The sequence below is a fragment of the Paracoccus suum genome (assembly GCF_003324675.1).
GTDB lineage: Bacteria > Pseudomonadota > Alphaproteobacteria > Rhodobacterales > Rhodobacteraceae > Paracoccus > Paracoccus suum.
Map to the genome: position 1 here is coordinate 2,347,294 of NZ_CP030918.1, position 26,924 is coordinate 2,374,217.

Here is a 26,924-nt window from a genome sequence, read left to right on the forward strand (position 1 = left end):
AGCCCGAGGAGATGCGAAGAGATGAACGTCCACAATTCCGCGCCCATTATCGCCGTAGCCGTGCTGCTGGCCGCGGGGCTGCCGGCCCACGCCCGGGACGGTGTGGAAGCCGCGAAGGCCGAGATCGCGGCGTATTCGGGTCAACCCGAATTCACGGCGCCAGGTGAGCCGTTCGACGCCCGCGCCTGCATGAAGGGCAAGAAGATCCTGACGATCCCGGCCTCCAGTGCGATTCCTTTCATCAAGACTATCGCTGACGGCAAGGACGCGTTGGCCAAGACCCTCGGCTTCGAGCATCGCCAGTGGGAGAATCAGGGCAGCCCGACCCAGTATATCCAAGGCATGGAATACGGGGCTAATAACGGCTTCAACCTGATCAGCCTGCTGGCCGGCGCGGACCCCCGCTTCTTTCAGCCGCAAGTGATCGGCGCCCAAGGGAAGGGCGTTAAGGTCGTTGCATCGCATCTGACGGGTCTCGAGCAGGAGCCGCCGGCCGGTGTCGATTCCGCGACGGCCATCGACTACCGCAAGGCGGGTGAACTGATGGCCGACTGGACCATCGCCAAGACCGGCGGAAAGGTGAACGCGCTGGTCCTGACCTCCAACGAGGCGTTATCCACAGACAGTATCGTGGATGGCCTTAAGTCCGCATTTGCGGCGAACTGCCCGGATTGCGCCTTTGAGCTGGCGAACGTTCCGATCGTCGACTGGGCGACTAAGGTCCAGCCGCTGGTGCAGGGCAAGCTGCAGACCAACGCGAACCTGAACTACATCATCCCGATCTATGACAGCATGTCGCAATTCGTGGTCCCGGCGATCCAGATCGCGGGCAAGACGGCTCAGGTGAAAGTCGCCACCTTCAACGGGACGCCCTTTGTGCTGGACATGATCCGCGACGGCAGCGTCGAGATGGATATCGGCGAAAACCTAGACTGGATCTCGCATGCCATGTTGGACGCGGAAATGCGGCTGCTGTGCGACCTTCCCGCAGTTCGCGATTCCAAGGTCCCGCTGAAGGTATTCGATGCCGAGCATATGGACGGGGTCAGCAAGCCGGCGAAAGCGTCCGAGGGCTACGGCGACGCCTATGTGGCGGGCTACAAGTCCCTGTGGAAGCTGGAATAGTGGAGGCTGCGCCGCGGCTGGCCATCTCGGGGCTGACGAAGTCATTTGGCGGCGTCCATGCCCTGCGCGATGTCGACCTGACAGTCGCATCGGGGGAAATCCATGGCCTGCTCGGGACCAACGGGTCCGGCAAATCCACACTGATCAAGGTCCTGGCAGGGGTGCATGCCCCAGACGCCGGTCGGCTCGAGGTTGATGGCCGGCAGGTTTCCTTGCCGCTGGCCCCCGGCGAGGGCGAGAGGCACGGGCTTGCCTTTGTCCACCAGAACCTGGCCCTTTTGCCTGAGGCGACGGTAATCGAGAACCTGATCGCAGGTGACCGTCGCCATCTTGGCCGCTGGCATATTGACTGGGCGGCGCAAACCCGCCGGGCTCGCGCCCTGTTCGAAAAGCACGGCCTGCGACTGGATCCGCGCACGCCGGTCGAAGACCTGACGCAGGTGCAGCGGGCGGAGTTTGCCATTGTCCGCGCCGCCGACCGGCTTGCTGATACGGGCGGGGTGCTTGTCCTCGACGAGCCGACCCCGTTCCTACCGCTCGACGATGTGCGCGAGCTTTTCGGCCTCATGCGCAGACTGGCGGGACAGGGGGTCAGCATCGTCTTTGTGTCGCATGACATCGACGAGATCTTGGAGATCACCGAGCGTGCAACGATCCTGCGTGACGGGTGCGTGGTATCGACCTTCGTGACACGGAACACGCCGCGAGACGCTATCGTGCGCGCTATCGTTGGCAGCGACGTTGCTGGGGGCCGCGTAATTCCCGCGCCGGTCGACACGGCGCCGGTTCGGGTGCGCGTCGAAGATTTGACGAGCGCGACCCTGTCGCCACTGTCCTTCGAGGTGCGGGCCGGCGAGGTCCTCGGGCTGACCGGCCTTTTGGGTTCCGGCTATGACGAGGTGCCATATCTGCTCGCCGGGGCGCGATCCGCGGCTGGCGGCCAACTGACCGTGGATGGGCAAACCGTGGCTGTCGCCTCGGTCACGCCTGCCCGCGCAAAACGGGATGGCATCGTTCTCATTCCCGGGGATCGGCAAAAAGCCGGCCTCGCGCTCGACATCAGCCTCGCCGAAAATGCGATGCTGCCGCTTTTGGGGAAAAGCCGCACCATCCATCCCGACGCACGCAACAAGGCGACTCGCGTCCTGATGGACCGGTTCGGCGTGAAGGCGCGTCATCCCGCGCAGGCGGCGGGCGAGCTTTCCGGCGGCAACCAGCAAAAGCTGGTTCTGGGCAAGTGGTTCCAGCTTGGCCCGAGGCTGGTGCTGCTGGACGAACCGACCCAGGGTATCGATGTCGGTGCCCGTCGCGAGATTTTCGAGCGGATCGCCGAACTCTGCGCATCGGGAACGGCGGTGATCTGCGCCACGTCGGAGTTCGACCAGCTGGAAGCCATTGCCCATCGAGTGCTGGTCTTCGACCGCGGCCGCATCAAGACACAATTGAAGGGCGATCATGTCGCGAAACAGCACATTGCCGAGGCTTGTTATCAAGAGGACCGGGTCCATGACGCGATCTGACTGGGCCGAGCAGGCCGAGCGCTTTGGACTGATCTTTGTCTGGATTGTGGTGATCCTGCTGTTCGGGGCCTTGCGGCCCGACTCCTTCCTTACGTGGTCCAACTTTTCGACCATCCTCGGCTCGGAAGCCGTTCTGGTGATCGTCACGCTAGGCCTGATCGTGCCGCTGACCGCGGGGGATTTCGACCTGTCCATCGCGCAGAACCTGACGCTGGTTTCGATGCTGACCGCTATCCTGAACGCGCGGATGGGCCTGCCAATCGGCGAGGTCATTCCGCTGATGTTGCTGGTGGGGGCCGCCATCGGCGCGATCAATGCGGCGATCATCCTTTATTTTCGGGTCCATTCGCTGATCGTGACATTGGGCATGGGTACGTTCCTGCACGGCGTCACGCTATGGGTCAGCGATTCCCAGACCATCGGAGGCCTGTCACCCGCGCTGTTGAAATACGTCATCATCAACCGTCTGTTCGGCATTCCTTTCAGCTTCTACTATGCGCTGCTGCTGGCGCTGGGCGTCTGGTACATGCTCGGCTACACCGCGTTGGGCCAGCAGCTGCTGTTCACGGGTCGCGGACGTGAAATTGCGCGGCTCAGCGGTGTGCCGGTAGGCAGGGTCCGGCTGATGGCGCTGGTAATATCCGGCGTGTTGGGCGCGATCGCGGGCATCCTCTACGCGGGCACGACGGGGTCGGCCAATCCCAGTTCCGGGACCGCGCTGCTGCTGCCCGCCTTCGCCGCCGCTTTCCTGGGTGCGACATGCATCAAGCCCGGCAGGTTCAACGCACTGGGTTCGGTGGTAGCGGTCTATTTCCTGGTGACCGGGATCAACGGGCTATCCGTAGTGGGCTTTCAGACCTTCGTCCAGGATCTGTTTTACGGCGGTGCATTGATCCTCGCGGTCATCATTTCGCAACTCGTCAGTGGACGGAAAGAGAGGGCGCTATGACTGCTGCGGAGGGTTCGCCCGCGCCGCTCCGTGTCAACGGTGGGCGGCTGTGGAAGCGTCACATGGACATCGCGCGGATCGGGGCAATCGCGGGCGACGGCTGCTGCCGGCTGGCCATGACGCCCGAGGATGCCGAGGCGCGGCGGTTGCTCGCCGAGTGGGGCCGCGCGGCGAACATGGAGATGCGCGTCGACAGGGCCGGGAACATGATTTTTCTGCGGCCCGGCGCGGATCCCGCGCGCCTGCCTGTGGCTTCGGGCAGTCACCTCGACACCCAACCGCATGGCGGAAGGTTCGACGGGATTTCCGGCGTTCTCGCCGCGCTCGAGGTGGTCGAGACCCTGAACGACGCGGGAATCGAAACCGTTGCCCCGCTCGCGGTCGTCAACTGGACCAATGAAGAGGGGGTGCGCTTTGCCCCCGGTCTGACCGGATCGGGGTGGTATGCCGGATTTCTCGACGATGGCGCGCTGGACAATGCGCCGACGCTGGAAGGCTCATGCTTTGCCGAGGAGGCTGAGCGGCTCGGCTGGCGCGGCGCGGACGGGCCCGCCGCGGTCCGGTTCGATTCATTCTTCGAGCTGCATATCGAGCAAGGGCCCATCCTCGAACAGGCTGGCCGCCGCATCGGCGTGGTCGAATCGATCCAGGGTCTGGTCTGGCTGGACGTCGAGGTCCGCGGACGCGATGGTCACGCTGGCACGACGCCGATGGATAGTCGGAGCGACGCGCTGCTGGCGTCTGCGCGGATGTTGGTCGCGCTGTCGGAGATTGGCCGGGCGCAGCCCGATGCACGCGTCAGCGTTGGCCAATTCCTACCGGGAACCGATGGCCCGTCGACCATCATGGGCGATGTGCGTTTCGTCATCGATGTCCGTCATCCCGATCCGGCAACCTTGTCGCTCCTCGCCCGCCGCTGCTCGGAGGCGTGCGTCGTCGAGGCGCGTACGGCGGGTTGTGAGGCCACCGTCGAACAGCGCGTCGAGATCTCCCCCACGCGGCTGGATGCGAACTGCGTCAGCGCGGTTGAAAACGCCGCGGCCCTGTTGGGCGAAAGCGCTATGCGAATGGCCAGCGGCGCCTTGCACGATACCTGCAACATTGCCGAGGGCACGCCCGCTGCGATGATCTTCGTGCCGTGCCGCGATGGCATCAGCCATAATGTCGCGGAATATGCCTCGCCAGAGGATCTCGCGGCGGGAGCGTCGGTGCTGCTTCATGCAATGCTGGCAAGGGCGGGCACCGCATGAGGGTATGCAGCCGCGATGGAGTGGTGGAGAAAACTTCGTCGTCGCAAGCATGGCGAAGAAGATCACATTACAGCGGGCTACTGCGGTTTGGCAGCGGGGCGTATCGGTAATGCCGCGAGAGAGAGAGCTCGTGTTGATCTAACCGCGACTAAGATACCTGTCCCATCGGCTTGAGCAGCCCCCCGTGACCGCGCTGTTAGGAGGGATACTACGCCAGTTGGCTCGCTACTCTCTCAGCTGACAGCCCCGAGCTTAAAAACGGCGCCCACGCGGGGCGCCATTTCAATTGCCATCCTCAGTTCCATTCATCCCGCCAGCCACGAATTGAAACGTTCGGTCAATTCGCTGTCGTGATCTGCCCAGAACTCGTTGCTGGAGGGAAGGGCTTCCTTCAGATTCACTTCGCTGGTGGGCAGGTTGGGCATCATTTCGGTCTTGTCGTCCTTGTAAGTCGTAACAAGGGCGGCGGCCGATTTGCGGGTGGGGCCATAGCTGATGTAGCGGGTCAGGTTGGCCATCGACTGAGGCTCGGTGGCAAAATTGATGAATTTCTTGGCAAGTTCGACGTTCGGGGCACCTTTCGGAATGACGATCCCCTCGAACTCGTAGACCTCTCCCTGCCAGATGATCTTGAAGGGTTTGGCTTCGTTGATCATCGCATCGAAAATGCGCCCGTTATAGGAGGTGGTCATGGTGACCTCGCCGTCTGCCAACAGCTGTGGCGGCTGCGCGCCGGCCTCCCACCAGACCGCACTGGGCTTGATGGTGTCGAGCTTCCTAAAGGCCCTGTCGATGCCTTCCGGCGTCTCCAGCGTTGCGTAGACGTCCGCCGGGGGGACGCCGTCCGCCATCAGCGCGAGTTCAAGGTTGACCTTCGGGCTCTTTCTCAGGCCACGCTTGCCGGGATATTTCTCGAGATCAAAGAAGTCCGCGACGGTGGAGGGCTCGCCATTCGGAAACTTGGTGGTGTCATAGCCGATGATCGTGGCCGAGACGTCGCTAGCCACGAAGCAATCACTGATCGTCCCCTCCAGAAAATCCTTCTCCGGCGGCGTGCCGTCAGCGCCGGGCGCAAAGATCGCCATGTCCATCGGCTCGAGCAGGCCCTGGTCGCACAGGCTGATCGCATCCGCGTATTCCACGGTCGCAGCGTCGGTCATGACGTTACCGGCCTCGACCTCGGCCTTGATCGGTGTCGCCGGGTTGTCGACGTCGATCATGTTGACCTTTATCCCGGTCGCCTCTTGGAAACGCTGGACGTAGGCCTGTTTTTGCGCGGCGCTGTAGGCGCCGCCCCAGGATCTGAAGTTGATCGTGTTTTCTTCTGCCGTCGCCATGTTGGCGAGCGCGAAAGACGCAACCGTGGTCAGTATCGCCCTCAGCACAGAGATATCCTCCATCCGCTACGAAAATTGGTGGATCACATATCTTGATATCTTGAGATTAGAGAGAGTTGCATAAGGCGCGCAAGCAGAATTGACGTGCAGGTGGCGGGGAGACGCCGGCGTCGAAAAGTTGCCAGGATTGTCCGACGCGGACGCGGCTCTGAAACGCAGAATCGCTGCCGGGACCAGCAAAGCTGCCCCTGCCAGCCGATGGATGTGTGGCATCAGCGCAGGTGTCCGCGCGACGGGCACTTGCCGTGAGCTATCAATGGCGTCGAGGTTGCGGCACAGTCCCCTCGAGGCCTCACCAGTTTTTTTGCGATATCTTCCTAAGCCGCCCGACACGCCAGGTGCGTGCAACTCACTTTATTTCCCGAACATCCTTGCGGCGCATCCAGGCGAGATAATTGGGCGCAATCCAGCGGGCAAAGCGGTGCAGGGGAAGGGGCTGTGGCTCTGACAGCGGCAGCGCCAGCGTGTCTAGGGCGGTGCCCGATACCGCACGCGCCATTTCGCGTCCCAGCGCGACGCCTAACGCGACCCCGCGACCATTGCAGCCGATCCAGGTCCACGCGTCGGGTCCCAGCTTGTGGATCCGCGGAAAGCGGTCCCAGGTCATTCCGACATAGCCCGACCAGACGTGGCTCATCCGCTGAACGCCAAGCTCGGGATATGCCTCGGCCAAGGTCGAGGCGGCCTTTTGTGCAACCCGGCGGGCCATGTCCCGGTGTCCCATTACGACACCACCCGTGACCAGTCGGTTGCGGGCGTCGTAGCGGAAGAATCGCAGGTCGCCGCGCGTGTCTGACACCGCTTGCCGTCCAGGCAGCACATGGCGGCGAAGGTTATCGCCGATGGGATCAGTCGACATCTGCCACGACAGCACCGGTACAACAGTCCGTGCGAGTCGGCGTGCCAGTTGCGGGACCAGCTCGCCGGTGTAGGTACCCGTGGCGAGGATCATGTGGCGCGCGCGCACGTGGTGACCATCGAGGGTGCTGACGACCCAACGCGGTCAACCATCCGGCGATGGTGCTGGCAAACAAGTTTGACCGGCTGGATGCGGACCTGATTGAGCAGGCACTCGACGCCGTGAGTGACGGGCCATCAACGAAGCTGTCTCGGACCCGTAGAAATTCCGTCAGTTGTGCCCGGACGGAGTCTCCGGAGCCATGATCCTCACAGCCCTTTCTTTGATAGGAGACCACTCCGTGACCGAAACGAAAGCCTTGATCGTGCTCCTTGCCCTCGTCCCGGTCGCGGCCATGTCCGCCGGCATCATCAAACAGGCCATCGCAAACGCCCAGGACGGGGCGATCGCATTGGTGGCAACGCTGGTCGTCGGAATCGACGCGCGGACCAAGGCCGCCCTGGCCAAGTCGGCCCAGGATCGGACTGACGGACAAGCCCGCCATCGAGGCAGACCGGCTGCTGGACAAGATCGACCGCGGCCACCTTTAGAAGGTGGTGGATAACGTGCTGTCGGCCAACGTCGATCGCGTCGCCGCGACGCTCGTCCTGCAGCCAAAGGTTGCCGCTGACCATTCATCGAGGACTTCCATGCCGACCTGCGGGCGCGCAATCCCGCCCTTGCTAGGCGTCTGCCGATTGGCCCCGAGGACGTGAAGAAGCTGATCGCGTCGGGCGTCGGCCGGACGTGCTGGCGGCCGCGCTGCGCGAGGCGGGCGTGAAGGGCGTGCTGGATCGGGTGTAGGGGCACGCGCCCCGACCCGCGCCGTAAGGCCCACTGTCGAGCCCCGGCCCTGCGCCGGGGCTTGGCGTTTCCGCTGTCGGGACGGCCGGTCAGGACCCCAAAAAATGGGGAACAATACGGGAATAGCCCCCCTGAAACCCTTATAATCGTGAATTTTTCAGGGAAAATGGCGGAGGGGGTGGGTCTGGCGTCGAACGTTCTCTGACGCCCAAGGCTCTGTATAAAAAGCAAAAAATCAACATCAGATGGTTGAGCCTCCGCGAGCGCGTCCCATTCCGGAAGATGTCGCGGCACATGAACAGAATTCCGTCGCCATCTTGATCATCCCTGCGGACTGGATGACGCCGCCTCCGAATATTCGTTGCGGTCGGTGAGTTTTGCGGCCGGTCCGATGTCGCTGGAGACGATACGGCCATCCTCGAGCGTGAGGATGCAGTCGGCACGGTCGAGGATGCGGTTGTCGTGGGTGACCAGAAGGGTCGTTGTGCCCCGCGCCGCGGCGAGACGCTTGAGAAGATCGATCACATCGGCGGCGCTGTCCTTGTCCAACGCTGCTGTTGGCTCGTCCGCCAGCACCATCGCAGGGTTGCCAACCAGCGCACGGGCCACCGCGACGCGCTGCTTCTGCCCGCCCGACAGGTTCGCGGGCAGGTAGTGCAGTCGGTCGGACAGCCCAACCAGATCGAGAGCACGGGCCGCTGCTTGCCGGGCCAGACCATCCGGCACGCCGGGGCGGACCTGTACCCCCATGATGACGTTCTGCAACGCCGTGAGGCTTTCATGCAGATTGTGCGCCTGGAAGATGAACCCCAGCCGCTGGCGCAGCAGGGTCAGCTCTGCCTCGGGCGCATCGCGCAACTCGTGCCCCATGAGCCGCACCGACCCGTCTTCCACGCCGCGCAGACATCCGGCCAGTGTCAGCAGCGTGGTCTTGCCAGAGCCCGACGGCCCCATCAGCACGGTAAAGCTGCCACGCTCCAGCGTCATGTCGATGTCGAACAAGGCCTGTTTGCGCGCGTCGCCGCTGCCGAACCAGTGGTTCAGGCCGCGTATGTCGAGGACGGTCTCGTTGCTCATGCCTGTGGCTCCTCAGAACAGGTCGGCCGGGTCGGCCGCGGACAGCTTGCGCGTGGCAATCACCCCCGAGAGCACTGAGAAGACGACCGTGCCTGCGAAGACCATGAGCGCCATAGCGGGCGTCATCGACAACGGCAGGGTGGTGATTGCGCCCATGAGCGTCAGAATCGCTGTGCCCACCACAAGCCCGGGCAGAAAGCCCAGAAGGCCGAGCACCAGCGCCTCCTCGACGACGATGCCGAGGAAGAAGCGCGGCCCGTAGCCCATGGCCTTGAAGGTCGCGTATTCGCGCAGGTGGTCGGCCACGTCCGCCGACAGGACCTGGTAGACGATCACGAGCCCGACCAGAACGCCGATCAGCACGCCGAAACCAAAGATCACGCCCGTGGGCCGCTGCGTCTGCTGATAGCGCAGATCCTCCTGCGCGGCTTCGGCGTAGCTGCGGATGCGCAGGCTGTCCTCGGAAATCAGCCCAGCCAGCCGCGCGATGACAGCGTCCGCATCTGCACCAGGCCGCAGGCGCAGCAGGATATGGTCCGGCGCGGCCGAACTGCGCGCAGGAAAGAGCGAAAGGAAGGTCTGGTCCGACACGAACATGTAGCCGTCGCCCCCGAAGCCGCCGCCGCCCGCGAAGGTGTCGAGCGCAGTGAGCGTGCGGCCTTGCGTCTCGAAGGACAGGGGCGTCTGCGGGCGGATCGCGGCGGCCTCGTCGCGCGGCAGGCCGCGCGCCAGCCGGTCGAGGATTGCGACGTCCTGCACCTGCAGCAACGCAAGATCGCCGGCGATCGCGGGCGACGCGAACCCCGGCTGGCCGGGGTCGATCCCGAAGGTGGTGAAGGTGATGTCGGTGTCGCCGCGATCCCAGGGCGCGTTGCCCACGAACAGCCCCATGCCGGCAACGACGTCGGGGGCCGCGAAGGCCTGCAGCATCCATTGCCGCGCCACGTTGCTGCCTTCGGCCAACGCGTTGGCGTCTGCGGCCGAGATCATGATGTCGGCCTGGAAAAGCTCGTAGGGTTTCAGCGTCGCCGCGGCCATCGAGTTCATGATGCCGAGCTGCACGAAAACGAGGACATTGGCGAAGGCGACGCCCGACAGGGCCGCCACGAACCGACCCCGCTTGTGGGTCAGTTGCAGCCAGCCGATCGGCAGCCGCCCGAAGATCCATTGCAGAAGACGGCTCATTGACCGACCCGCGCAGGCGCGCCCGTGTCGATGCGGGCCACCGCCTCCAGCCCGACATAGCGCGCGGCAAGGCGCGAGGACGCGGGATCGAGCGCCACAAGCACCCGGATCACGCGCGCGTCGGAATTTGCCGCGGCATCGTCCGAGATCAGTCCCTGCCGCCCGACGGTCAGGCCGATGCTTTCGACCGTGCCGCGCACGCCTTGCCCCAGTGCGGGGGCGGCAAGCTCGACCGGTTGGCCCGGCGCGACGGCAGCGACACGATCCTGCCAGACCTCGACTTCTGCCATCATGGCGCTTGTGTCGCCCATCTCCATGATGCCTTCGGCGGGCGGGCGCTGGCCGGGTGTCGCGTTGACCTCGAGGATCGTGCCGTCGACGGGCGCGCGCACCTCGGCCTGGGCCATGTCGGCGCGAGCACGCGCAAGCTCCGCCTGCGCGGCGTCCACGTTGCGTGCGGCCACGACGACATCGGGCTGGTCGTCCAGCGCCGTGCCAGTAAAGCGCGCCAGTGTCGCCTCGGCCCGTACGACGGCCAGACCGGCTTCCTCGGCCGCGGTGCGCGCCGCATCGAGCGTGGCCTCGGTGGCGACACCGCGCTCGGCCAGCCCCTCGGTCCGCGCGAGGTTCGCTTGCGCCTCGCGCGCGGTGGCGCGCGCCTGATCGAGGGTCGCCTGCGCCTCGGCCCGGCTCGCGGCGACGGCGCTGCGCGTCTGCGCGAGGGTCGCCTGCCGGACGGCGAGGGTTGCCTCCGCCGTCAGGACGGCGCTTTCCAGGGCCTGCATGTTGTCGAGCCGGGCCAGCATGTCGCCCCGGGACACGCGGTCGCCGACCGAGACGAGGATCTCGGCGACCCGTGCATCGCCCGCGCCGTAAGGGGCGGCGACGATGGCGACGTCGCCACGGGGCATCAGGCGCGCCAAACCCACCACGTCAGACGGCAACAGGGTCTCGGCCATCTCCTCGGGCAGGTCGATCTCGGGAGGCAGCGCGATCGGGTTGTCGGCCCCGCCGCCGGGTTGCAGCCCGGTTAGGGCATAGAAGTTCTGCAGCCCCGGCGGCTGGTAATAGAGCCCGATCACTGCGCCCGAAAACATGAAGACCGGGATCAGCAGGACCAACAGATAACGCTTGCGGAACCAGCGCCGGCGCCGCGCCGGGGCGGCGGCGTCGCCTGTGTCCCGGCCCAGGTCGAGCGGCAGGTCGGGGGTGTCGGGGGCGGTCATCTGTCTGATCCTTTCCGGTGGCAGGGGGCGCGCAGCGGCGCCCCCGGATGATCACATGGCAAAATCGTCCAGCGTGATGACGCCATCGCCGTCCTTGTCGAGCTCGGCCAACCAACCGTCCGTGCCGGCGAGGAACTCTTCACGCCCGACGATGCCATTGCCATCGGTATCGCTGGCGGTCAGGTTCATGCCATCGGCAACGGCCTGCATCTGATCGCGCTGGTCGGCCTCGTAGTTGGCGACGTCATTGGCGCGCGCCTCGTCGAAATAGACGTATTCATCGGCGTCGAGGATGTCATTCTGATCGGCATCGAAGGCCATGAACACGTTGCCGCGCATTTCGCGCAATTCTTCCAGTGTTGCCGCGCCGTTTCCATCAAGGTCCCAGCTTTGCATGAACTGGTCTCCGGGCGTGGTCTGGGCCAGGGCAGCGGTGGCGGTGGCGGTGGCGGTGAGGACAAAGATGGCGGGGATGAGGTGGCGTTTCACGAGTGAATTCCTTGATTTTCTGGGCGTGGGATAGCCCGATCCTGCTGTGCGCATCGGGCGCATTGTTCAGGCAGACGGGCGGATCATCCGCCGCATCACGTTGTTCTTCAGAACGAGGCGGTGAAACGGCACCGCGAGCACGTGCAGCGCGATGAGGGCGAGCAGCACGACCTTGAGCACGTTGTGCGCCTGTGCGGCGGGTGTCACGTCAGCGAACCAGGCCAGCGAGCCGGTAACGGCCATCGCCGCGAGCACTGCGTAGAAAGCCCAGTGCGCGATGTGACTCAGGGTCTTCAGCGGCGCGGGCTCGTTCTCGGGGGCCGCAGGCACACCGCGGGTCAGGCGCAGCACGAGGCGCGAGACGACGAAGGCGAGGATCAATGCGCCGCCCGCCACATGGGCGAGGATCAGCGGGTCGAAGGCATAGGTCTCGCCCGCGCGGATCGCATCCCAGGCGCCCGAGATGGCGTCCTTGAAGATGTACTGCCCGGCGACGAGCACGGCGACGGCCCAGTGCAGGGCGATCTGGGTGGCGGAATATCCTTGTGGAGCGGCGGTCGTGGCGGTCATGGCTCAGGTCCCTCGTCGTGCGCAGCGGGCCGGCGCCGTTGCGACGCCGACCGCACGCTCTTGTCATTGCTGTTCGGCATCGGCGCCGTGCATGCGCTGCATGCGGGCCATCATCTGCGCCGGGAACGCCATCTCTTCGGCGCTGATTTCGCCGTCCTCGTTGGCATCGAGCATGGTGAAGGGCCGCTCGGCCATGCCGCGGGTGACCTCTGCGAAGAGGGCTGCGAACTCGTCCGAGGACAGCGCGCCGTTCCCGTCACCATCGTGCTCGGTGTGCAGCGCGGCGATGCCTGCCTCGAGTTCGGCCGCCGTCACCGTGCCGTCCTCATCAGAGTCGAAGGACTGGTAGACCGGGTTGTCGGCCATGCCGCCCATCCCCATCGGCCCCGGATTATTGAAATGGGGCCCTCCGCGCTGCATCATCATGCCGGGGCCGCGGCCGTCCTGCATGAAGCCGGCCTGGTCGCCATGCATCATCTGCATCATCTGTCGCGGGCCCCAGCCGTCGTGCGGACCCCAGCCACCGGCGATGGCGGGGATGGCGATGGCGCCGATCACGGCGGCGGTGGCGGCTGCGCCGAGGGTCAGAATGGTCTTGCGTTTCATGGGTCACCTCTTCGGGTTTCTGGTTTCGATGAGGCGAAGATGGAGGCCCCTTGTCGCAGAAGAGTGCCGGTCCGACCCCCGAATTGTATCGCTTTGTCGCAAAGCCGCCTCGCTGCGACGGATCTGGACAGAATAATCTCCCGAACAGGGTCACCCCGCGCTATCAAGGACTTATGACCGATCCCGCCCGCGCACCGCATATTCTTGTCGTCGACGATCATCGTGAAATCCGCGATGCGGTGACGCGCTACCTTGAAAAGAACGGCATGCGCGCGAGCGCCGCCAGGGACGTGCCCGAAATGGACGCGGCGCTCCGCGCGGGCCGCTTCGATCTCGTCGTGCTCGACGTGATGATGCCGGGGGAAGACGGGCTGTCGGCGGCGCGTCGGCTGGCTGCGGCAGGCGGTCCACCGGTGCTGATGCTCAGCGCGCTTGGCGAGGATACCGACCGGATCGTGGGGCTCGAGGTCGGCGCCGACGACTACCTGGTGAAGCCCTTCAACCCGCGCGAGCTGCTGGCCCGGGTGAAGGCGATCCTGCGTCGCTCCGACCGGCCCGAGCCGCTGGCGGGCGCGCTTGGCGGGCGCAAGCTGACCTTCGCGGGATGGGTGCTGGACACCGACACGCGCGCGCTGACGCACGAGGACGGGCTCGAGGTCTCGCTCACCACGGCGGAGTTCAAACTGCTGACGGCCTTCCTCGAACGGCCGCGCTTCGTGCTGTCGCGCGACCAGCTGCTCGACATCACCAGCGGGCGCACGGCGGATGTCTTCGACCGGACCATAGACAATCAGGTGAGCCGCCTGCGCCGCAAGATCGAAGATGATCCGGCGCATCCTCAGATCATCGCGACGATCCGGTCGGGCGGCTACAGCCTTGCCGCCGACGTCCGCGAGGTGACGTGATGCGTCTCGTCCCCCGCAGCCTGCTCGGCCAATTGGCGCTACTGATCCTCGGGGCCTTCCTGGCTGCGCAGGCGATCAGCATCTGGCTCTTCGCCGACGAACGCGGCGCGGCGATCCGCGCGGCACAACGGTTCGAGACGGTCGAACGTGCTGAAGCGGTGGCCCGCGCGCTCGATGCGGCGCCAACCGAGAGCCAGGAGAGCATCCTCGCAGCGGTGAACTCCCGCCTTGTCCGGTTCAGCGTGGGCGATGGGCCCTTAGTCGAGACAGGGCGCATGGAGTTGCCGGCGCTCGAAGGCGGCGACATCCGCGCGACGGAAATCACCGTGTCGCCGCATGATGGACAGCCCGCAGAGCCGCCCGCCGCATTCGCCTGGCTGCACGAGCGGATGCGCGCGGCGGGTGTCGCGCCGGTGGAGTTCCGGATTTCGATCCCGCTTGGCGAGGGCGACTGGCTCAATGTCCAAGCCCGGTTCCAGAGGCCGGACATCCAGGCGCCGCCCGCGCTCATGGGCGCCACGCTTCTGTCGCTGGCGCTGCTGATGGCGGCGCTCTGGTTCGGGCTAGGACGGATCACCAGGCCGCTCCGGCAGCTTGCGGATGCCGCGGACGGGTTAGGCCTCGATGCGCCCGCTCCCAAGATGCCAAGGCACGGCCCGCGCGAGGTGCGCGCCCTGTCCGACGCACTGGGGCGCATGCATGCGCGCCTTACGGCCATGATCGCGGATCGAACCCGGATGCTTGCCGCGCTCGGCCACGACCTGCGTTCTCCCATCACGGCGCTGCGGGTCCGCGCGGAGATGGTCGATGATGACGAGACGCGCGAACGGATGGCCGCCACGCTCGAAGAAATGCAGGAGATGGTGGACTCGACGCTGGCCTACGCGCGAGGCGTCTCCACCGACCAGCCGATGGAGACGTGCGATCTTTCCCTTCTCGTGGGCGAGCTCGCGGACGAGCTCTCCGAGACGGGTCCGCAGATCGCCGTGTTATCATCGGAACCGGTCAGGGCCGAGGTCCGCCGCACGGCGATCCGGCGCGCCCTGCGCAACCTGATGGAGAACGCGCAGCGCTACGGCCGCGGGGCGCGGGTGTCGGTCACGCGGGTTGGCGATCGCGCGGAGATGCGGATCGAGGACGATGGTCCCGGCATCCCGGAGCAGGATCTGGACAAGGTCTTCGACCCCTTCACCCGGCTCGAGACGTCACGCTCGCGCGAGACGGGCGGTATCGGCCTCGGCCTGCCCATCGCGCGGGCCATCCTGCGCGCCCATGGCGGCGACGTGGTCCTGTCGAATCGCGCAGAGGGCGGGTTGCGGGCGACGGTGCAACTGCCGCTGTCACATTTCCGTCGATCGGAAACATGACGGTTGCCGCTGGCATCCCCAGTGCGGTTCGGCCACGTACCGCCCGAGATGACGTGGTCGCCGTGTTTCAGTACCGCCAGGCGCACCCCCGGCCGTAGGGACGAAAGAGCCAAGCCGCAAAGGGACGACGGTGCCGAAGCGACTTCTCCGTGGCTTTGCCGATCAACCGGCACGTCAGCCCGCCGCTACCGCCTTGGGTGCGCCCGTGGCCATATCGGTGCCGGTGTAGGGCAGACCGGCCTGCTTCCATGCGCCGAAGCCGCCCTCCATATGCGCGAGTGGCGACAGTCCCGCCGCCAGCGCGATCTCGGCTATCTTGCCTGACCGGGCGCCCGAGCCGCAATGCAACACGATACGCTTGCCGTCCTGTGTGGGCAGTGCTTCGGGACGGAAGAACGCCATGGGCATCAGCAGTGCCCCATCAATATGCTCCATCATGTATTCGGGCGGCGTGCGTACATCGATCAATACGATCTCGTGCGCGTCGAGCGCCGCCTTAACTTGTTCCGGAGTCCAGTTTTCGAGTTGTGCCATGATCAGAACCTGTTCGCCGGTATCTTGAAGTAGCTGTTTCCGTCACCCTCCGGTTCCGGCAGGCGGCCGCCCCGAAGATTGAACTGCAGCGCATGCAGCATCCGGTCGGGTAGGTTGAGTGTCGCGTCTCGCGCCTCGCGGACCTTCACGTATTCGTCTTTCGGAACGCCGCCCCCCAGGTGCTTGTTCGACGCCTTCTGCTCGGCGACTGTACTTTCCCAAGCCGGACCATCGCGGCCCTTGGCGCCGTAGTCGTGGCCAATGAAAATGCGATGCTCGTCTGGCAGCGCGAGGATCGCCATCAGCGAGTCGTAGAGCATGGCGGCCGATCCGCCGGGGAAGTCGGCGCGGGCGGTTCCGCTGTCAGGCTGCATGAACGTGTCATGCGCGAAGATCGCGTCGCCCACCACATAGGTGATCGAGCCGAGAGTGTGGCCGGGCGACAGCATCACGCGCACGTCGATTTCGCCCACGCGGAACGTGTCGCCCTCGGCGAAGAGCCGATCGAAATCGGCCTCCGGGTCGAATGCGTCCGGCGTGTTGTAGAAGTCGCGCCAGAGTTCTGCGATCTCGCGCACCTTCTCGCCGATTGCGTTGGGCGCGCCGGTCTTCTCCTTGAGATAGGCGGCCGCCATCAGGTGGTCGGCATGGGGGTGCGTGTCGAGGATCCATTCGAGTGTCAGACCCTCGCGCTCGATCCAGTCGAGCGCCCAGTCGGCACATTCGGTCGAGGTGTGCGCGCGGGCGGGATTGAAGTCGAGAACCACGTCGATCAGCGCGCATTTCTTCGTCGCCGGGTCGATGCAGATGTACTGGCAGCTGCCCGAGGCCTCGTCGTAGAAACCGACGACATCGGGGCTTCCAGGTCCACGGGATGCGCTTTTCGAATGCGGGATCGTCATGCAGTCCTTTCCTTTCAGGTCATTCTGCGGCTTTGGCCGGATCGGCCGGTTGGGTGAGCGCCTTCCAGGCGTCATACTGGGACAGGAAGACGCGGCCATTGAGTTGGTCGAGGAAGTGCGTCGTCCTGAGGCGGTCCATCACCGGACCCTTCACTTCCGATAGGTGCAGTCCGACCCCAAGATCCGTGAGTCTGTGATTGATCGCCTCCAGACTTTCGAGGGCAGAGTAGTCGATCTCGTTTACCGCGGAGCACATAAGGATCACGTGGCGCAGCGACTGACCGTCGACCACGCGATCCTGGATCAGATCCTCGAGGAACCGGGCGTTCACGAAGTAGAGGCTCTCGTCCACACGCAGGGCGAGGATCTCCGGATGCGTTTCGACTTCATGCCGGTTGATGTTCCGGAAATGGTTCGTTCCGGGAACCAGCCCGACCTCGGCGACATGCGGTTTGGACGTCTTGTAGAGGTGCAGCGCGATGGAGAGGATGACGCCGGAGGCCACGCCGATCTCGACTCCCAGCGTCAGGGTCAGCAGAATCGTGGCAGTGACCGCCGCGAAATCGGCGCGTGAGTACGACCAGGTCTTCTTCAGGATCGAGAAGTCGACGAGGCTGAGCACGGCGACGACGATTGTGGCGGCCAGCGTCGCGTTGGGAAGGTAATAGACCAGCGGCGTCAGGGCGAGCGCGGCAATCGCGAGGCCGATCGCGGTAAAGGCGCCGGCAGCCGGCGTTTCGGCGCCCGCGTCGAAGTTCACGACCGAGCGCGCGAACCCGCCGGTGACGGGATAGCCGCCGGTGAAGGCCGCGCCCAGATTCGCAGCGCCGAGGCCGATGAGTTCCTGGTTCGGGTCGATGCGCTGACGCTTCTTGGCAGCGAGCGTCTGGGCGACGGAAATGGACTCCACGAAGCCGATGATGGAGATCAGGATCGCCGGGATTGCCAGTTGGCGGATCAGCTCGGGTGCGAGACCGGGCATGGTCAGCGGCGGCAGGGACTGTGGCACCTCGCCGACGATGGAGACGCCGCGCTCGGCGAGACCGAAAGCCCAAACCGCGAGTGTCGTGACCACGACTGCCGCCACGGGCCCCGCCTTGGTGACTATGTCGGCCAGAAGCGGACCTGCGCCGATCTTGCGCAGGAGCGGCTTCAGTCCCTTGCGCACCCAGAAAAGAAATGCCGTCGCCGTGACGCCTATGACCACCGTTATCGGATTGATCTGCCCCAGATTCGAGACAAGCGCACCGACCATCTCGATCAGCGTGTGACCGCTCGCCTCGATCCCGAGGATATGCTTGAGCTGGCTCGTCGCGATCAGGATGCCCGAAGCAGTGATGAACCCGGCGATCACTGGATGGCTGAGGAAATTTGCCAGAAATCCCAGCCGGAAGACGCCGAGCAGCAACAGGAAGCCACCGGAAAGCCCCGCGAGCGTCAGCGCTGCGACGGCATAGCCCGCGGTGCCCTGCTCGGCGACCTGACCGACGGCGGAGGCGGTCAGGAGCGACACGACCGCCACAGGCCCCACAGCGAGCGCGCGGGACGTGCCGAAGACCGCGTAGAGCAGGATCGGCGCGATCGAGGCGTAGATCCCGGCTTCGGGCGGCAAGCCTGCCAGAAGCGCATAGGCCAGCGACTGCGGGATCAGCATGATCGTCACGATCACCGCCGCCACGAGATCGTTCGTGAGCGCCGATCGGTTGTATTGCCGGCCCCACCTGAGGATCGGAAAATAGCTGGCAAGTCTTGGGATCATTGCGGGTGAGCTCTTGGGGTTTGGGGAACGGGGCGCAACCGGTGCGCCCCGTTCGTGGACGCGTGCTCAGCGGGAGGAGAGGCCGGCGCGCGTTCTCGTCTTACTCGGCAGCGACCTCAAGCTTCGCGGGCTTCGCCATCCACTCGCGCCCCCGAAGCATCGCCTGCCAGTAGATCGGCGGCAGCATCTTCTCCTTCAGAAACCACGCGGCCCGGCTCGGCTTCGTTCCGTCGATCACAAAAGAGGGGAAGCTCGGCATTACCACGCCGCCATAGCCGAACTCGGCCAGGACAATCTTGCCGCGCTCGACCGTCAGCGGGCACGAGCCGTAGCCGTCGTATTGCGCCACGGCCGAGCGACCGGCGATGTCGGCAACGATGTTCTCGGCAACCGTGGGCGCCTGCTTGCGCGCCGCGGCGGCCGTCTTGGCGTTGGGCGCGTTCATCACGTCGCCGAGCGCCCAGATATTGTCGAAACTCTTGTGCCGCAGTGTGGCCTGATCGACATCGACCCAGCCCGCCTGATCGGCCAAGGGCGAGACGCGGATGAAATCCGGTGCGGTCTGCGGCGGGCAGACATGCATCATGTCGAATTCCATCTCGACGCGCCGGGGCTCCTTCTCCGGCTCCTTGACTTCGAAGGTGGCTTTTTTTGCCGGTCCGTCCACCGCCACGAGATTGTGGAAGAAGTCGAGCGTCGCGTCGTACTTCTTCACGTATTCCATCAAGGCCGGCACGTAGTCCTTCACGCCGAAGAGAACGCCGCCCGCGTTGCAGAAGTGAATGTCGATATCCTTCAGCCGCCCGGAGCGGTGCCAGTGGTCGGCCGAGAGATACATCGCCTTCTGCGGCGCGCCGGCGCATTTGATCGGCATCGGCGGCTGCGTGAAGACCGCGGTCCCGCCGCGCATCTCCTGCACCAGTTGCCAGGTATAGGGCGCGAGGTCGTAGCGATAGTTCGAAGTCACGCCGTTTCGTCCGAGCGTCTCGACAAGGCCCTCGATCTTGCCCCAGTCCAATTTAAGGCCAGGACAAACGACAAGCCGATCGTATTTCACCACGCGGCAGCCATCGAGGATGACAGCGTTGTTCTGCGGCTCGAACGCAGCGACTGCGGCCTTGATCCAGGTGACATCTTTCGGGATCAGGCTGCCCATGGTCTTGGCGGTTTCCTGCGCCTCGAATATGCCGCCACCGACCATCGTCCAGCCGGGCTGATAGTAATGAATGTCGGCAGGATCGATGATCGCGATCTCGAGGCCCGGCTTGCGCGCCTTGAGGCTGGCAGCGACCGCGATGCCGCCGGCGCCCGCGCCGACGATCACCACCTTGTAATGAGCGTCGCCGGTGTCGGTCGGCGTCTTCCCGCCATTGGCGACGCGGCGCGCGACACCGTTCATGTCATAGCCTGCCGCCTTCGTCATGGCGAGGATTTCGGAAACCGGCCGCTTTTTCGCCTCGTGCAGCGACCAGAGTGTCGCCGAGCGTGTGCCAGTCCGGCAGTAGGCCAGAACCGGGCGTTGCACCTCTGCCAGCGCCTGACCGAAGGCAGCAACATCGTCGTCAGTTACCATCCCGGACTGAACCGGGACATATCTCGCCTCGATCCCCTCGGCCTTGGCAGCGGCCTCGATCTCCTCGAAGCTCGGCTGATCCGCGCCTTCCCCGTCGGGGCGGTTGCAGATGATTGCGCGATAACCAGCCGACTTGATCGCGGCCATGTCCGAGGCTGCGATCTGCGGGGACACCGTGACTTTCGGCGAGATTTCTTTCAGTTCCATTGTTGCATTCCTCCCGGTTGGTTTTGATCGAAGACGGTCCACCGGCGCCGAAACGCCGCCATCACACCTGCGGACTTCTTCAAGCAGATGGTTCTTCGTCTTGTATGACTGAAACCATTTTCGCGCTGTACGCCTGTTCACCGATGCGCTCGATCAACTCCAGTTGCAGCTCCAACCAGGCCTTATGGCCTTCCTCATCCATTGCGATCTTTTCGAAGAGCATGCGCGATCCGACATCGTTGGCTTCATAGGCCTGTCGGGCCGCGCTGAGATAGAATTCAACGGCTTCCTCTTCATCGGCGAGGTCCGCCTTGAACATGTCTGTCAGGGTTTCGGCTCGCTTGGGTGATTTCGCGAAAGCGATCTCAGGCGTTCCTTTCAAGAACATGATACGCTCGATGAACAGGTCGGAGTGCCCGATTTCTTCTGCCTGTTCCTCGCGCATCTTGTCTGCAAGCAAATTGAGTCCCCAATCGTCGAGGACATGCGCATGCAATTGATATTGATGCGCGGCGCTCATTTCCATCTGAAGCGCCTTGTTCAGGTTTTCCACCGTCTTGTTGTTGGACATGGAATCCTCCTTTCGCCGTGTTGCCGCTGTTCTATTCTCAAAGACCGTTGACTGGCACCTTGAGCACGCGATTGCCGTCCTTGTCGGTAGGCACTTTGCCCGCGCGCATATTGACCTGAAGCGACGGGATGATGAGCCTGGGCATGGCGAGCTGCGCATCGCGCTCGGTCCGGAACTTGATGAACTCGTCACGTGTCTTGCCGGCGCCTACGTGGATGTTGTGGGCCCTTTCATCGGCGACGGTCGTCTCCCAGCGGATTTCGCGCCCGTTCGGGCCGTAGTCGTGACACATGAAGAGCCGCGTCTCGTCGGGCAGCGACAGCACTTTCTGGATAGAATCGTAGAGTGTACCGGCGTCGCCGCCGGGGAAGTCCGCCCGCGCCGATCCGCCATCCGGCATGAAGAGCGTGTCGCCGACGAAGGCCGCGTCACCCATCACGTGTGTCATACAGGCAGGCGTGTGGCCGGGCGTCGCCATTGCGACCGCCTGCATGTTTCCCACCATGTAGGTGTCGCCATCCTCGAACAGTGCGTCGAACTGCGATCCGTCGCGCTGGAACTCGGTACCCTCGTTGAACACCTTGCCGAAGGTGTCCTGCACTACCATGATTCTGGCGCCGATGCCGATCTTTCCGCCCAGTTTCTGCTGCAGGTACGGCGCAGCGCTCAGATGGTCGGCGTGAACGTGGGTCTCGATGATCCACTCCACCGACAGGCCCATTTCCTCCACCTTGCGGATGAGCATGTCGGCATGGTCGTATGTGATACGCCCTGCCGCATAATCAAAGTCCATGACGCTGTCGACGATCGCGCAGGCGTTCGACGCAGGATCCTTCACAATGTAGCTGATGGTGTTGGTCGCGTCGTCGAAGAACGCATGGACATCGGGCTTGACGTCCAGATTGATCGGATAGCGAGTCATGAAATTCTCCTTTTGCAGACCGTCAGGCGGTTGCGCGCCGGGCGCTCGCGCCTCTGGACTGGAGGAACCTGGCGAGGAAGATGCCCCCGACCACTGCTGCGATGAAGGCGAACACTTCCCACCGGCCGGTCCCGAGCGCGGGCAACGCTCCGCCCGGGCAAAAACCGGCGATGCCCCAGCCGATACCGAACACAGCCGAGCCGCCCAGAAGGCGGGCATCGACGGTGCGGCTGATCGGCACCTGAAACGCCTCCGCCAGAACGGGCGCGGGCCGCCCGAAGACCAGCCGGTAGCCGATGAAGGTCGTCACCAGCGCTCCGCCCATCACGAAGATGAGCGACGGGTCCCAGCTGCCCGCGATGTCAAAGAAGTTCAGTACCTTGGCCGGGTTCGCCATGCCGGAGAGTGCGATTCCGGTGCCGAACACCAGTCCGATGATGTAGGCGGCGATCAAACGCATGGCTCAGGCTCCCAGAACGTGACGAACGACGTAGACCGTGGCGAAGGTCGTGATCATGAAGGTGAGCGTCGCGGCGACCGACCTGACGCTCAAGCGCGCCATGCCACAGACGCCATGACCGGACGTGCAGCCGGACCCGAAGGTCACGCCAATGCCGACGAGCAATCCGCCGCCGATCAGCATCGCTGTCGAGACGGGCACCTGGACCGCCGGCATCTCACCGGTGATCACGAGCAGCGCAAGCGGCCCGCTCACCATGCCCAGCAGCACCGCGCCGCGCCACGCGAACTCGCTGCCCGAGGACGGTGTGAGCAAGCCGGCAAGAATGCCGGTCGCGCCCATGATCCGGCCGAGAAACAGCATCAGCAACGTGGCCGCGAGACCGATCAGAACGCCGCCGCCGAGGGAGGCCCAGGGTGTAAACACGGTCTCCATCGGCTCAGGCCCGGCAGGTCTTGACGCCGAGCACGGAATAGACCGGGCAGACACGGGTCACGGCAACGACCAGCATGACGAGCCCCACGACAGCCGCGCCGTATTTGAGCAGCGCGCCTTCGAAGAGCGGCAGACCGCTCAGAAACGCGAGATAGAGAAGCGCGAGGCCAAGGGCGGCCCGAAAGATACGATCGACGGTTCCAACATTGACGCTCACGGCAGATCCTCCAGGATAAAAGCTGTCTGACGAATATAGCTTTGCCGCACAAGCTTCAGTGACATTGTCACTGAGCGCAGGAAAAGTCCGTCGCCGGAGGCCGCGTGCGGGCCGTGTCGATCAATCGCTCTCGGCGAGTCGCTGCAGGCTTTCGCGGGCGAGCAGCCGGACCCGACCGCGCGCCTGGCTCACGAACCCGCGTTTCTGGAAGTCCTGCAGGACGCGGGACACGACTTCGCGCGCCGTGCCCAGCTCCCGGGCGAGGTCGTCATGCGTCGCCGATACTTCGACAGCCGTGCCGGAGAGAGCGAGCAGCCTTGCCGCGAGGCGCACGTCGATCCGTCCGAAGGCCACCTCGTCCACGACATGCAGGAGATCCAGCAGACGGCGCGAATAGGCCGCAAACACGAACTTGCGAAAGGCCGGTTCCTCCGCCGCCAGCAGATCGAAGGTCTCTTGCGAGAGCGCAACGGCAACGAGCGCCGTTTCCGCCACCCCCTCGGCGTTGTAGGCCTCTTCGGCCAGCATGCAGGCCGTCGTCAGCACGCAGCTTTCACCCGCCTCCACCCGGTATAGCACGATCTCCCGCCCCGACTCGGCCGTTTGCGAGACCCGGAGCGTTCCCTCGACCAGAAACATCAGGTTGTCGGGACGATTATCGGGGCTGAAGACGGTCTGGCCGCGCGCGTAGCGTGCGACCTGTGCACTGGCGAGCAGCCTGTCGCGCACCGTCCGGGGAAGACCGCGCGTACCCTGGAACCGTTCGGTCCAGTCGCCGATGCTCATGTCGCGCTCCGCGTCGGCGCCGGGGCGCCTTTCTCGACGGTCGCGATGCGCCCCAAGAGCTGATCGCGATTGGCGGAAATGTCCGCCAGCGTGAGATCGTCGAGGACCGCCATGAACGCCCGGGTGGCCTCGTGGAGGCCCCGGGACAGCCGGCAAACCCCGATGAGGGGGCATGTGTTCGACGCCGGATTGAAACATTCGACAACATCGAGCGGCCCCTCGGTCAACCTGATGACGTCACCCACGACGATCTCCTCGGCCGGACACGCAAGACGGAACCCGCCGCCCCGCCCGCGCTGGGTCTTGACGAAGCCGGCGCGCCCCAGCTCGTGGACGATCTTCACGATGTGCGGCCGGGCCAGCCCATGCACCCGCACCACGTCATCGACGCGGATGAGATCCGGCGCCCTGAGTGCGGCAAGTTGAAGCGATCGAAGCGCGTAGTTGGAATATGCCGTGAGCTTCATCTATGTCTCCCGATGAAACTTCTACCCAGCATATAACTTTTTTGCAAGCTGGGTGACAATGTCACTGAACGGCACGGCGAGGCGCGGTATCTGCCGGGCAACCCACGAAAGGAAACATCATGCCTCTGCTTCTCGGAGATATCGTTCCAGACTTCACCGCTGACACGACGCTCGGACCGATCTCGTTCCATGACTGGATCGGGGATGACTGGGCCTTCTTCTTCAGCCACCCGGCGGACTTCACGCCGGTCTGCACCACCGAGATGGGCCGGACATCGCAACTCAGCGCCGAGTTCGACAAGCGCGGCGTCAAGCCGATCGGGCTCAGCACCGACACGGTCGACGAGCATCTGAAATGGATCGAGGATGTGAACGACACGCAGAACACGAGGCTGCGATTTCCCATCGTCGCGGACCCGGATCTGAAGATCGCGCGGCTCTACGACATGATCCATCCGGCCCAGTCCGAGACCGCCGCCGTGCGCTCGGTCTTCATCATTGACAACGCGAAGAAGCTGCGCCTGACGATGACCTACCCGATGAGTGTCGGGCGCAATTTCGATGAGATCCTGCGCGTGATCGACGCCTTGAAGACCGGTGACGCCATGGGCGTGGCGCTGCCTGCAGACTGGCGTCCCGGCGACGAGGTCATCATCCCGACGTCGATCGACGACGTCGCGGCGAAGGGTCTCTTCCCGCAGGGCTGGACGACGCACCGTCCCTACTTGCGAACCACGCGCCTGCAAGATTGATTATTGTTCACAAACGAGAAGGATAGAGACAACATGAGACGTTTTGCATTCGCGGCGCTGGCCTTGGTGGGTCTCGCCGGAGCCGCGCAGGCGCAGGAAGCGCCGGAGTTGGTGACGGTCCTTGCCTCGGGAGACGCGCAAACTCAGCTGATGGGCATGGTTCTGACCATGCAGGCGGTTCAGCAAGGTGCCGAGGCACACATCCTGCTCTGCGGCCCGGCCGGCGACCTGGCCCTGAACGATGCCCCCGCCTCGGTGACCGCTCCGCAGGAGCCGCAGGGCATGAGCCCCCAAGGGCTGATGCAGAAGATCATGGAAACCGGCACCCAGGTCGAGGTCTGCGCGATCTACCTGCCGAACAAGGGCGCAGGTCCTGAGGTCTTGCTCGACGGAATCACCCCCGCTGACCCTGCGGCAATGGCCGCGCGGCTGCTGACGCCGAACGCGCGCATCCTGTCCTTCTAAACCGCGCCCAGCGGGCGGCCGCGCCGCCCCTCCTACCGCCACCTCGGAAACCAACTCATGCTCGCCTCCTTCGACGCAGTGCTCCTGGCCCGCATTCAGTTCGCCTTCACGGTGAGCTTCCACTTTCTCTTCCCGGCCTTCACCATCGGCCTCGCGAGCTACCTCGCGGTGCTCAACGGGCTGTGGCTCTGGACGAAGGATCACAAGTATCTCGATCTCTTCCGCTATTGGGTGAAGATCTTCGCGCTGGCCTTTGCGATGGGCGTCGTGTCGGGCATCGTGATGTCCTACCAGTTCGGCACGAACTGGTCGGTTTTCTCCGACAAGGCCGGGCCGGTCATCGGTGCACCAATGGCCTACGAGGTGCTCTCGGCCTTCTTCCTGGAGGCGGGCTTCCTCGGGATCATGCTGTTCGGGCGCGAGCGCGTGGGGCCGGGTCTGCACATGGCCGCGACCGCAGCAGTGGCCTTCGGTACGTTTTTCTCGGCCTTCTGGATTCTCAGCGTGAACAGCTGGATGCAGACGCCCGCGGGATTCTCCATCGATCCGGACACCGGCCAGTTTCTGCCTGAGAACTTCTGGGAGATCATCTTCAATCCCTCGTTCCCCTATCGCCTCATGCACACGGTGACGGCCGCCTACCTGACGACGGCCTTCATCGTGGGCGGCGTGGCGGCCTTCCACCTGTTGCGCCGCCGGCGGCGGGGCGAGGCAGTGTCCGAGGCCACCAAGACGATGTTCTCCATGGCGATGTGGATGGCTGCCATCGTGGCCCCGGTGCAGATCTTCCTAGGAGATCTGCACGGGATCAACACGCTGGAACACCAGCCCGCCAAGGTCATGGCCATGGAGGGCCACTATGAAAGCCATGACCACGGTGCACCGCTCTATCTGTTCGGGATCCCCAATGACGAAACGCAAACCCTCGATTACGCGGTCGGCATACCGAAGCTGTCTTCGCTGATCCTCAAGCACGACCTCAATGCTCCGCTGGACGGTCTCGATACGATCCCCGACGACGAACAACCGCCCGTGGGCATCGTCTTCTGGTCCTTCCGTGTCATGGTCGCCGTGGGCTTTGCCATGCTGGGCATCGGAGCGTGGTCGCTCTGGGCGCGCTGGCGAGGGCGCCTCTTCGAGGCGCCGTGGCTGCACCGCGCCGCCCTGGCCATGGCGCCCTCAGGGTTGATCGCGGTCCTGGCCGGATGGATCACCACCGAGGTCGGACGCCAGCCCTATACGATCTACGGGATGCTGCGCACGGCTGAGAGCGCGGCACCGCTCGACGCGGCTGCCGTCGGCACCTCGCTCATAGCCTTCATCGTGGTCTACTTCGCCGTCTTCGGCGCAGGCACCTTCTACATCATGCGTTTGATGAGCCGCCCGCCTGTCTTCGACGAACCGCGTCTCAAGGACGTGACCAAGGGACCAACTCGCACGGCCGGCATCACGCCGGCCATCGAGGAAGCCATGCGGCGCCCGGACGCCGCCCATCCGGGGGAGTGA

29 protein-coding genes are annotated in these 26,924 nt (G+C 64.6%); 10 read left to right on the forward strand and 19 right to left on the reverse strand.

The features are described from left to right. The first annotated feature begins 21 nt into the window (after positions 1 to 21). Genes DRW48_RS11440 through DRW48_RS11455 form a run of 4 tightly spaced genes read left to right on the forward strand, consistent with a single transcriptional unit; the run spans position 22 to position 4,844 of the window. The gene (locus DRW48_RS11440) at positions 22 to 1,125 is read left to right on the forward strand and encodes a sugar ABC transporter substrate-binding protein (RefSeq protein ID WP_114076545.1); all 1,104 of its coding nucleotides are present in this window, start codon (positions 22 to 24) and stop codon (positions 1,123 to 1,125) included. Beyond that, positions 1,125 to 2,645, forward strand: coding sequence for a sugar ABC transporter ATP-binding protein (locus DRW48_RS11445; RefSeq protein WP_162784746.1), 1,521 nt, complete (start codon positions 1,125 to 1,127; stop codon positions 2,643 to 2,645). The genes DRW48_RS11440 and DRW48_RS11445 overlap by 1 nt, the downstream gene beginning before the upstream one ends. Continuing rightward, complete coding sequence (locus tag DRW48_RS11450) at positions 2,632 to 3,594, forward strand: ABC transporter permease (protein WP_114076547.1); 963 nt, start codon at positions 2,632 to 2,634, stop codon at positions 3,592 to 3,594. Before DRW48_RS11445 ends, DRW48_RS11450 begins: the two co-directional genes overlap by 14 nt. After that, positions 3,591 to 4,844: a Zn-dependent hydrolase gene (locus DRW48_RS11455; protein ID WP_114076548.1), complete on the forward strand. Its 1,254-nt coding sequence runs from the start codon at positions 3,591 to 3,593 to the stop codon at positions 4,842 to 4,844. The genes DRW48_RS11450 and DRW48_RS11455 overlap by 4 nt, the downstream gene beginning before the upstream one ends. Before the next feature lie 305 nt (positions 4,845 to 5,149). Here the strand turns inward: DRW48_RS11455 and DRW48_RS11460 are convergent, their stop codons facing one another. After that, positions 5,150 to 6,244 (reverse strand): ABC transporter substrate-binding protein, encoded by a 1,095-nt coding sequence (locus DRW48_RS11460; RefSeq protein ID WP_114076549.1) that lies wholly within the window; start codon positions 6,242 to 6,244, stop codon positions 5,150 to 5,152. Between the two features lie 346 nt (positions 6,245 to 6,590). After that, on the reverse strand, positions 6,591 to 7,208 hold the full coding sequence (locus tag DRW48_RS11465; RefSeq protein ID WP_241963250.1) for an NAD(P)/FAD-dependent oxidoreductase: 618 nt from the start codon (positions 7,206 to 7,208) through the stop codon (positions 6,591 to 6,593). A 232-nt stretch (positions 7,209 to 7,440) separates the two neighbouring features. Between DRW48_RS11465 and DRW48_RS15980 the strand changes: the two genes are divergently transcribed. Next, positions 7,441 to 7,704 carry a hypothetical protein gene (locus tag DRW48_RS15980; RefSeq protein ID WP_162784747.1) on the forward strand — a complete coding sequence of 88 codons (264 nt, stop codon included), beginning with the start codon at positions 7,441 to 7,443 and terminating at the stop codon, positions 7,702 to 7,704. 560 nt (positions 7,705 to 8,264) lie between these two features. Here the strand turns inward: DRW48_RS15980 and DRW48_RS11475 are convergent. The 6 genes from DRW48_RS11475 to DRW48_RS11500 form a co-directional block, all read right to left on the reverse strand. Next, the gene (locus DRW48_RS11475) at positions 8,265 to 9,020 is read right to left on the reverse strand and encodes an ATP-binding cassette domain-containing protein (protein ID WP_114076552.1); all 756 of its coding nucleotides are present in this window, start codon (positions 9,018 to 9,020) and stop codon (positions 8,265 to 8,267) included. Positions 9,021 to 9,032: 12 nt separating this feature from the next. Next, complete coding sequence (locus DRW48_RS11480; RefSeq protein WP_114076553.1) at positions 9,033 to 10,205, reverse strand: FtsX-like permease family protein; 1,173 nt, start codon at positions 10,203 to 10,205, stop codon at positions 9,033 to 9,035. Continuing rightward, positions 10,202 to 11,431 (reverse strand): HlyD family secretion protein, encoded by a 1,230-nt coding sequence (locus DRW48_RS11485; protein WP_114076554.1) that lies wholly within the window; start codon positions 11,429 to 11,431, stop codon positions 10,202 to 10,204. Before DRW48_RS11485 ends, DRW48_RS11480 begins: the two co-directional genes overlap by 4 nt. Positions 11,432 to 11,482: 51 nt before the next feature. Next, complete coding sequence (locus DRW48_RS11490; protein ID WP_241963251.1) at positions 11,483 to 11,920, reverse strand: EF-hand domain-containing protein; 438 nt, start codon at positions 11,918 to 11,920, stop codon at positions 11,483 to 11,485. A gap of 66 nt (positions 11,921 to 11,986) precedes the next feature. Next, a complete protein-coding gene (locus tag DRW48_RS11495; RefSeq protein WP_114076555.1) occupies positions 11,987 to 12,490 on the reverse strand; it encodes a cytochrome b in 504 nt (167 codons plus the stop codon). 63 nt (positions 12,491 to 12,553) lie between these two features. After that, entirely contained in the window at positions 12,554 to 13,096 is a 543-nt protein-coding gene (locus DRW48_RS11500; protein ID WP_114076556.1) for an EF-hand domain-containing protein, read from the reverse strand. 173 nt (positions 13,097 to 13,269) lie between these two features. Between DRW48_RS11500 and DRW48_RS11505 the strand changes: the two genes are divergently transcribed. Continuing rightward, entirely contained in the window at positions 13,270 to 14,001 is a 732-nt protein-coding gene (locus DRW48_RS11505; protein WP_114076557.1) for a response regulator, read from the forward strand. Further along, positions 14,001 to 15,368 (forward strand): ATP-binding protein, encoded by a 1,368-nt coding sequence (locus tag DRW48_RS11510; protein ID WP_199286090.1) that lies wholly within the window; start codon positions 14,001 to 14,003, stop codon positions 15,366 to 15,368. The genes DRW48_RS11505 and DRW48_RS11510 overlap by 1 nt, the downstream gene beginning before the upstream one ends. Before the next feature lie 174 nt (positions 15,369 to 15,542). On the opposite strand, the gene DRW48_RS11515 is transcribed toward DRW48_RS11510, so the two are convergent. The 11 genes from DRW48_RS11515 to DRW48_RS11565 form a co-directional block, all read right to left on the reverse strand. Then, positions 15,543 to 15,902 (reverse strand): rhodanese-like domain-containing protein, encoded by a 360-nt coding sequence (locus DRW48_RS11515; RefSeq protein ID WP_114076559.1) that lies wholly within the window; start codon positions 15,900 to 15,902, stop codon positions 15,543 to 15,545. Between the two features lie 2 nt (positions 15,903 to 15,904). Next, complete coding sequence (locus tag DRW48_RS11520) at positions 15,905 to 16,804, reverse strand: MBL fold metallo-hydrolase (RefSeq protein ID WP_114076560.1); 900 nt, start codon at positions 16,802 to 16,804, stop codon at positions 15,905 to 15,907. Positions 16,805 to 16,823: 19 nt separating this feature from the next. After that, entirely contained in the window at positions 16,824 to 18,563 is a 1,740-nt protein-coding gene (locus DRW48_RS11525; RefSeq protein ID WP_114076561.1) for a SulP family inorganic anion transporter, read from the reverse strand. A 100-nt stretch (positions 18,564 to 18,663) separates the two neighbouring features. Then, complete coding sequence (locus DRW48_RS11530; protein ID WP_114076562.1) at positions 18,664 to 20,343, reverse strand: bifunctional protein tyrosine phosphatase family protein/NAD(P)/FAD-dependent oxidoreductase; 1,680 nt, start codon at positions 20,341 to 20,343, stop codon at positions 18,664 to 18,666. 79 nt (positions 20,344 to 20,422) lie between these two features. Continuing rightward, on the reverse strand, positions 20,423 to 20,914 hold the full coding sequence (locus DRW48_RS11535; protein ID WP_114076563.1) for a bacterioferritin: 492 nt from the start codon (positions 20,912 to 20,914) through the stop codon (positions 20,423 to 20,425). Between the two features lie 37 nt (positions 20,915 to 20,951). Continuing rightward, a complete protein-coding gene (locus tag DRW48_RS11540) occupies positions 20,952 to 21,836 on the reverse strand; it encodes an MBL fold metallo-hydrolase (RefSeq protein ID WP_114076564.1) in 885 nt (294 codons plus the stop codon). 22 nt (positions 21,837 to 21,858) lie between these two features. Further along, a complete protein-coding gene (locus tag DRW48_RS11545) occupies positions 21,859 to 22,296 on the reverse strand; it encodes a DUF6691 family protein (protein WP_114076565.1) in 438 nt (145 codons plus the stop codon). Between the two features lie 3 nt (positions 22,297 to 22,299). Continuing rightward, positions 22,300 to 22,731, reverse strand: coding sequence for a YeeE/YedE family protein (locus DRW48_RS11550; RefSeq protein ID WP_114076566.1), 432 nt, complete (start codon positions 22,729 to 22,731; stop codon positions 22,300 to 22,302). A 4-nt stretch (positions 22,732 to 22,735) separates the two neighbouring features. Continuing rightward, positions 22,736 to 22,948 (reverse strand): YgaP family membrane protein, encoded by a 213-nt coding sequence (locus tag DRW48_RS11555; RefSeq protein ID WP_114076567.1) that lies wholly within the window; start codon positions 22,946 to 22,948, stop codon positions 22,736 to 22,738. A 120-nt stretch (positions 22,949 to 23,068) separates the two neighbouring features. Beyond that, positions 23,069 to 23,734 (reverse strand): Crp/Fnr family transcriptional regulator, encoded by a 666-nt coding sequence (locus DRW48_RS11560; protein ID WP_114076568.1) that lies wholly within the window; start codon positions 23,732 to 23,734, stop codon positions 23,069 to 23,071. Next, positions 23,731 to 24,201 carry an RrF2 family transcriptional regulator gene (locus DRW48_RS11565; protein WP_114076569.1) on the reverse strand — a complete coding sequence of 157 codons (471 nt, stop codon included), beginning with the start codon at positions 24,199 to 24,201 and terminating at the stop codon, positions 23,731 to 23,733. Before DRW48_RS11565 ends, DRW48_RS11560 begins: the two co-directional genes overlap by 4 nt. A gap of 119 nt (positions 24,202 to 24,320) precedes the next feature. Here DRW48_RS11565 and DRW48_RS11570 point away from each other — a divergent pair, with 119 nt between their 5' ends. From DRW48_RS11570 to DRW48_RS11580, 3 genes are read left to right on the forward strand one after another with little or no spacing between them, the layout of a single operon-like run. After that, positions 24,321 to 24,953, forward strand: coding sequence for a peroxiredoxin (locus DRW48_RS11570; protein ID WP_114076570.1), 633 nt, complete (start codon positions 24,321 to 24,323; stop codon positions 24,951 to 24,953). A gap of 33 nt (positions 24,954 to 24,986) precedes the next feature. Continuing rightward, a complete protein-coding gene (locus DRW48_RS11575) occupies positions 24,987 to 25,418 on the forward strand; it encodes a DsrE family protein (RefSeq protein ID WP_114076571.1) in 432 nt (143 codons plus the stop codon). A gap of 57 nt (positions 25,419 to 25,475) precedes the next feature. Beyond that, the gene (locus DRW48_RS11580) at positions 25,476 to 26,924 is read left to right on the forward strand and encodes a cytochrome ubiquinol oxidase subunit I (RefSeq protein WP_114076572.1); all 1,449 of its coding nucleotides are present in this window, start codon (positions 25,476 to 25,478) and stop codon (positions 26,922 to 26,924) included.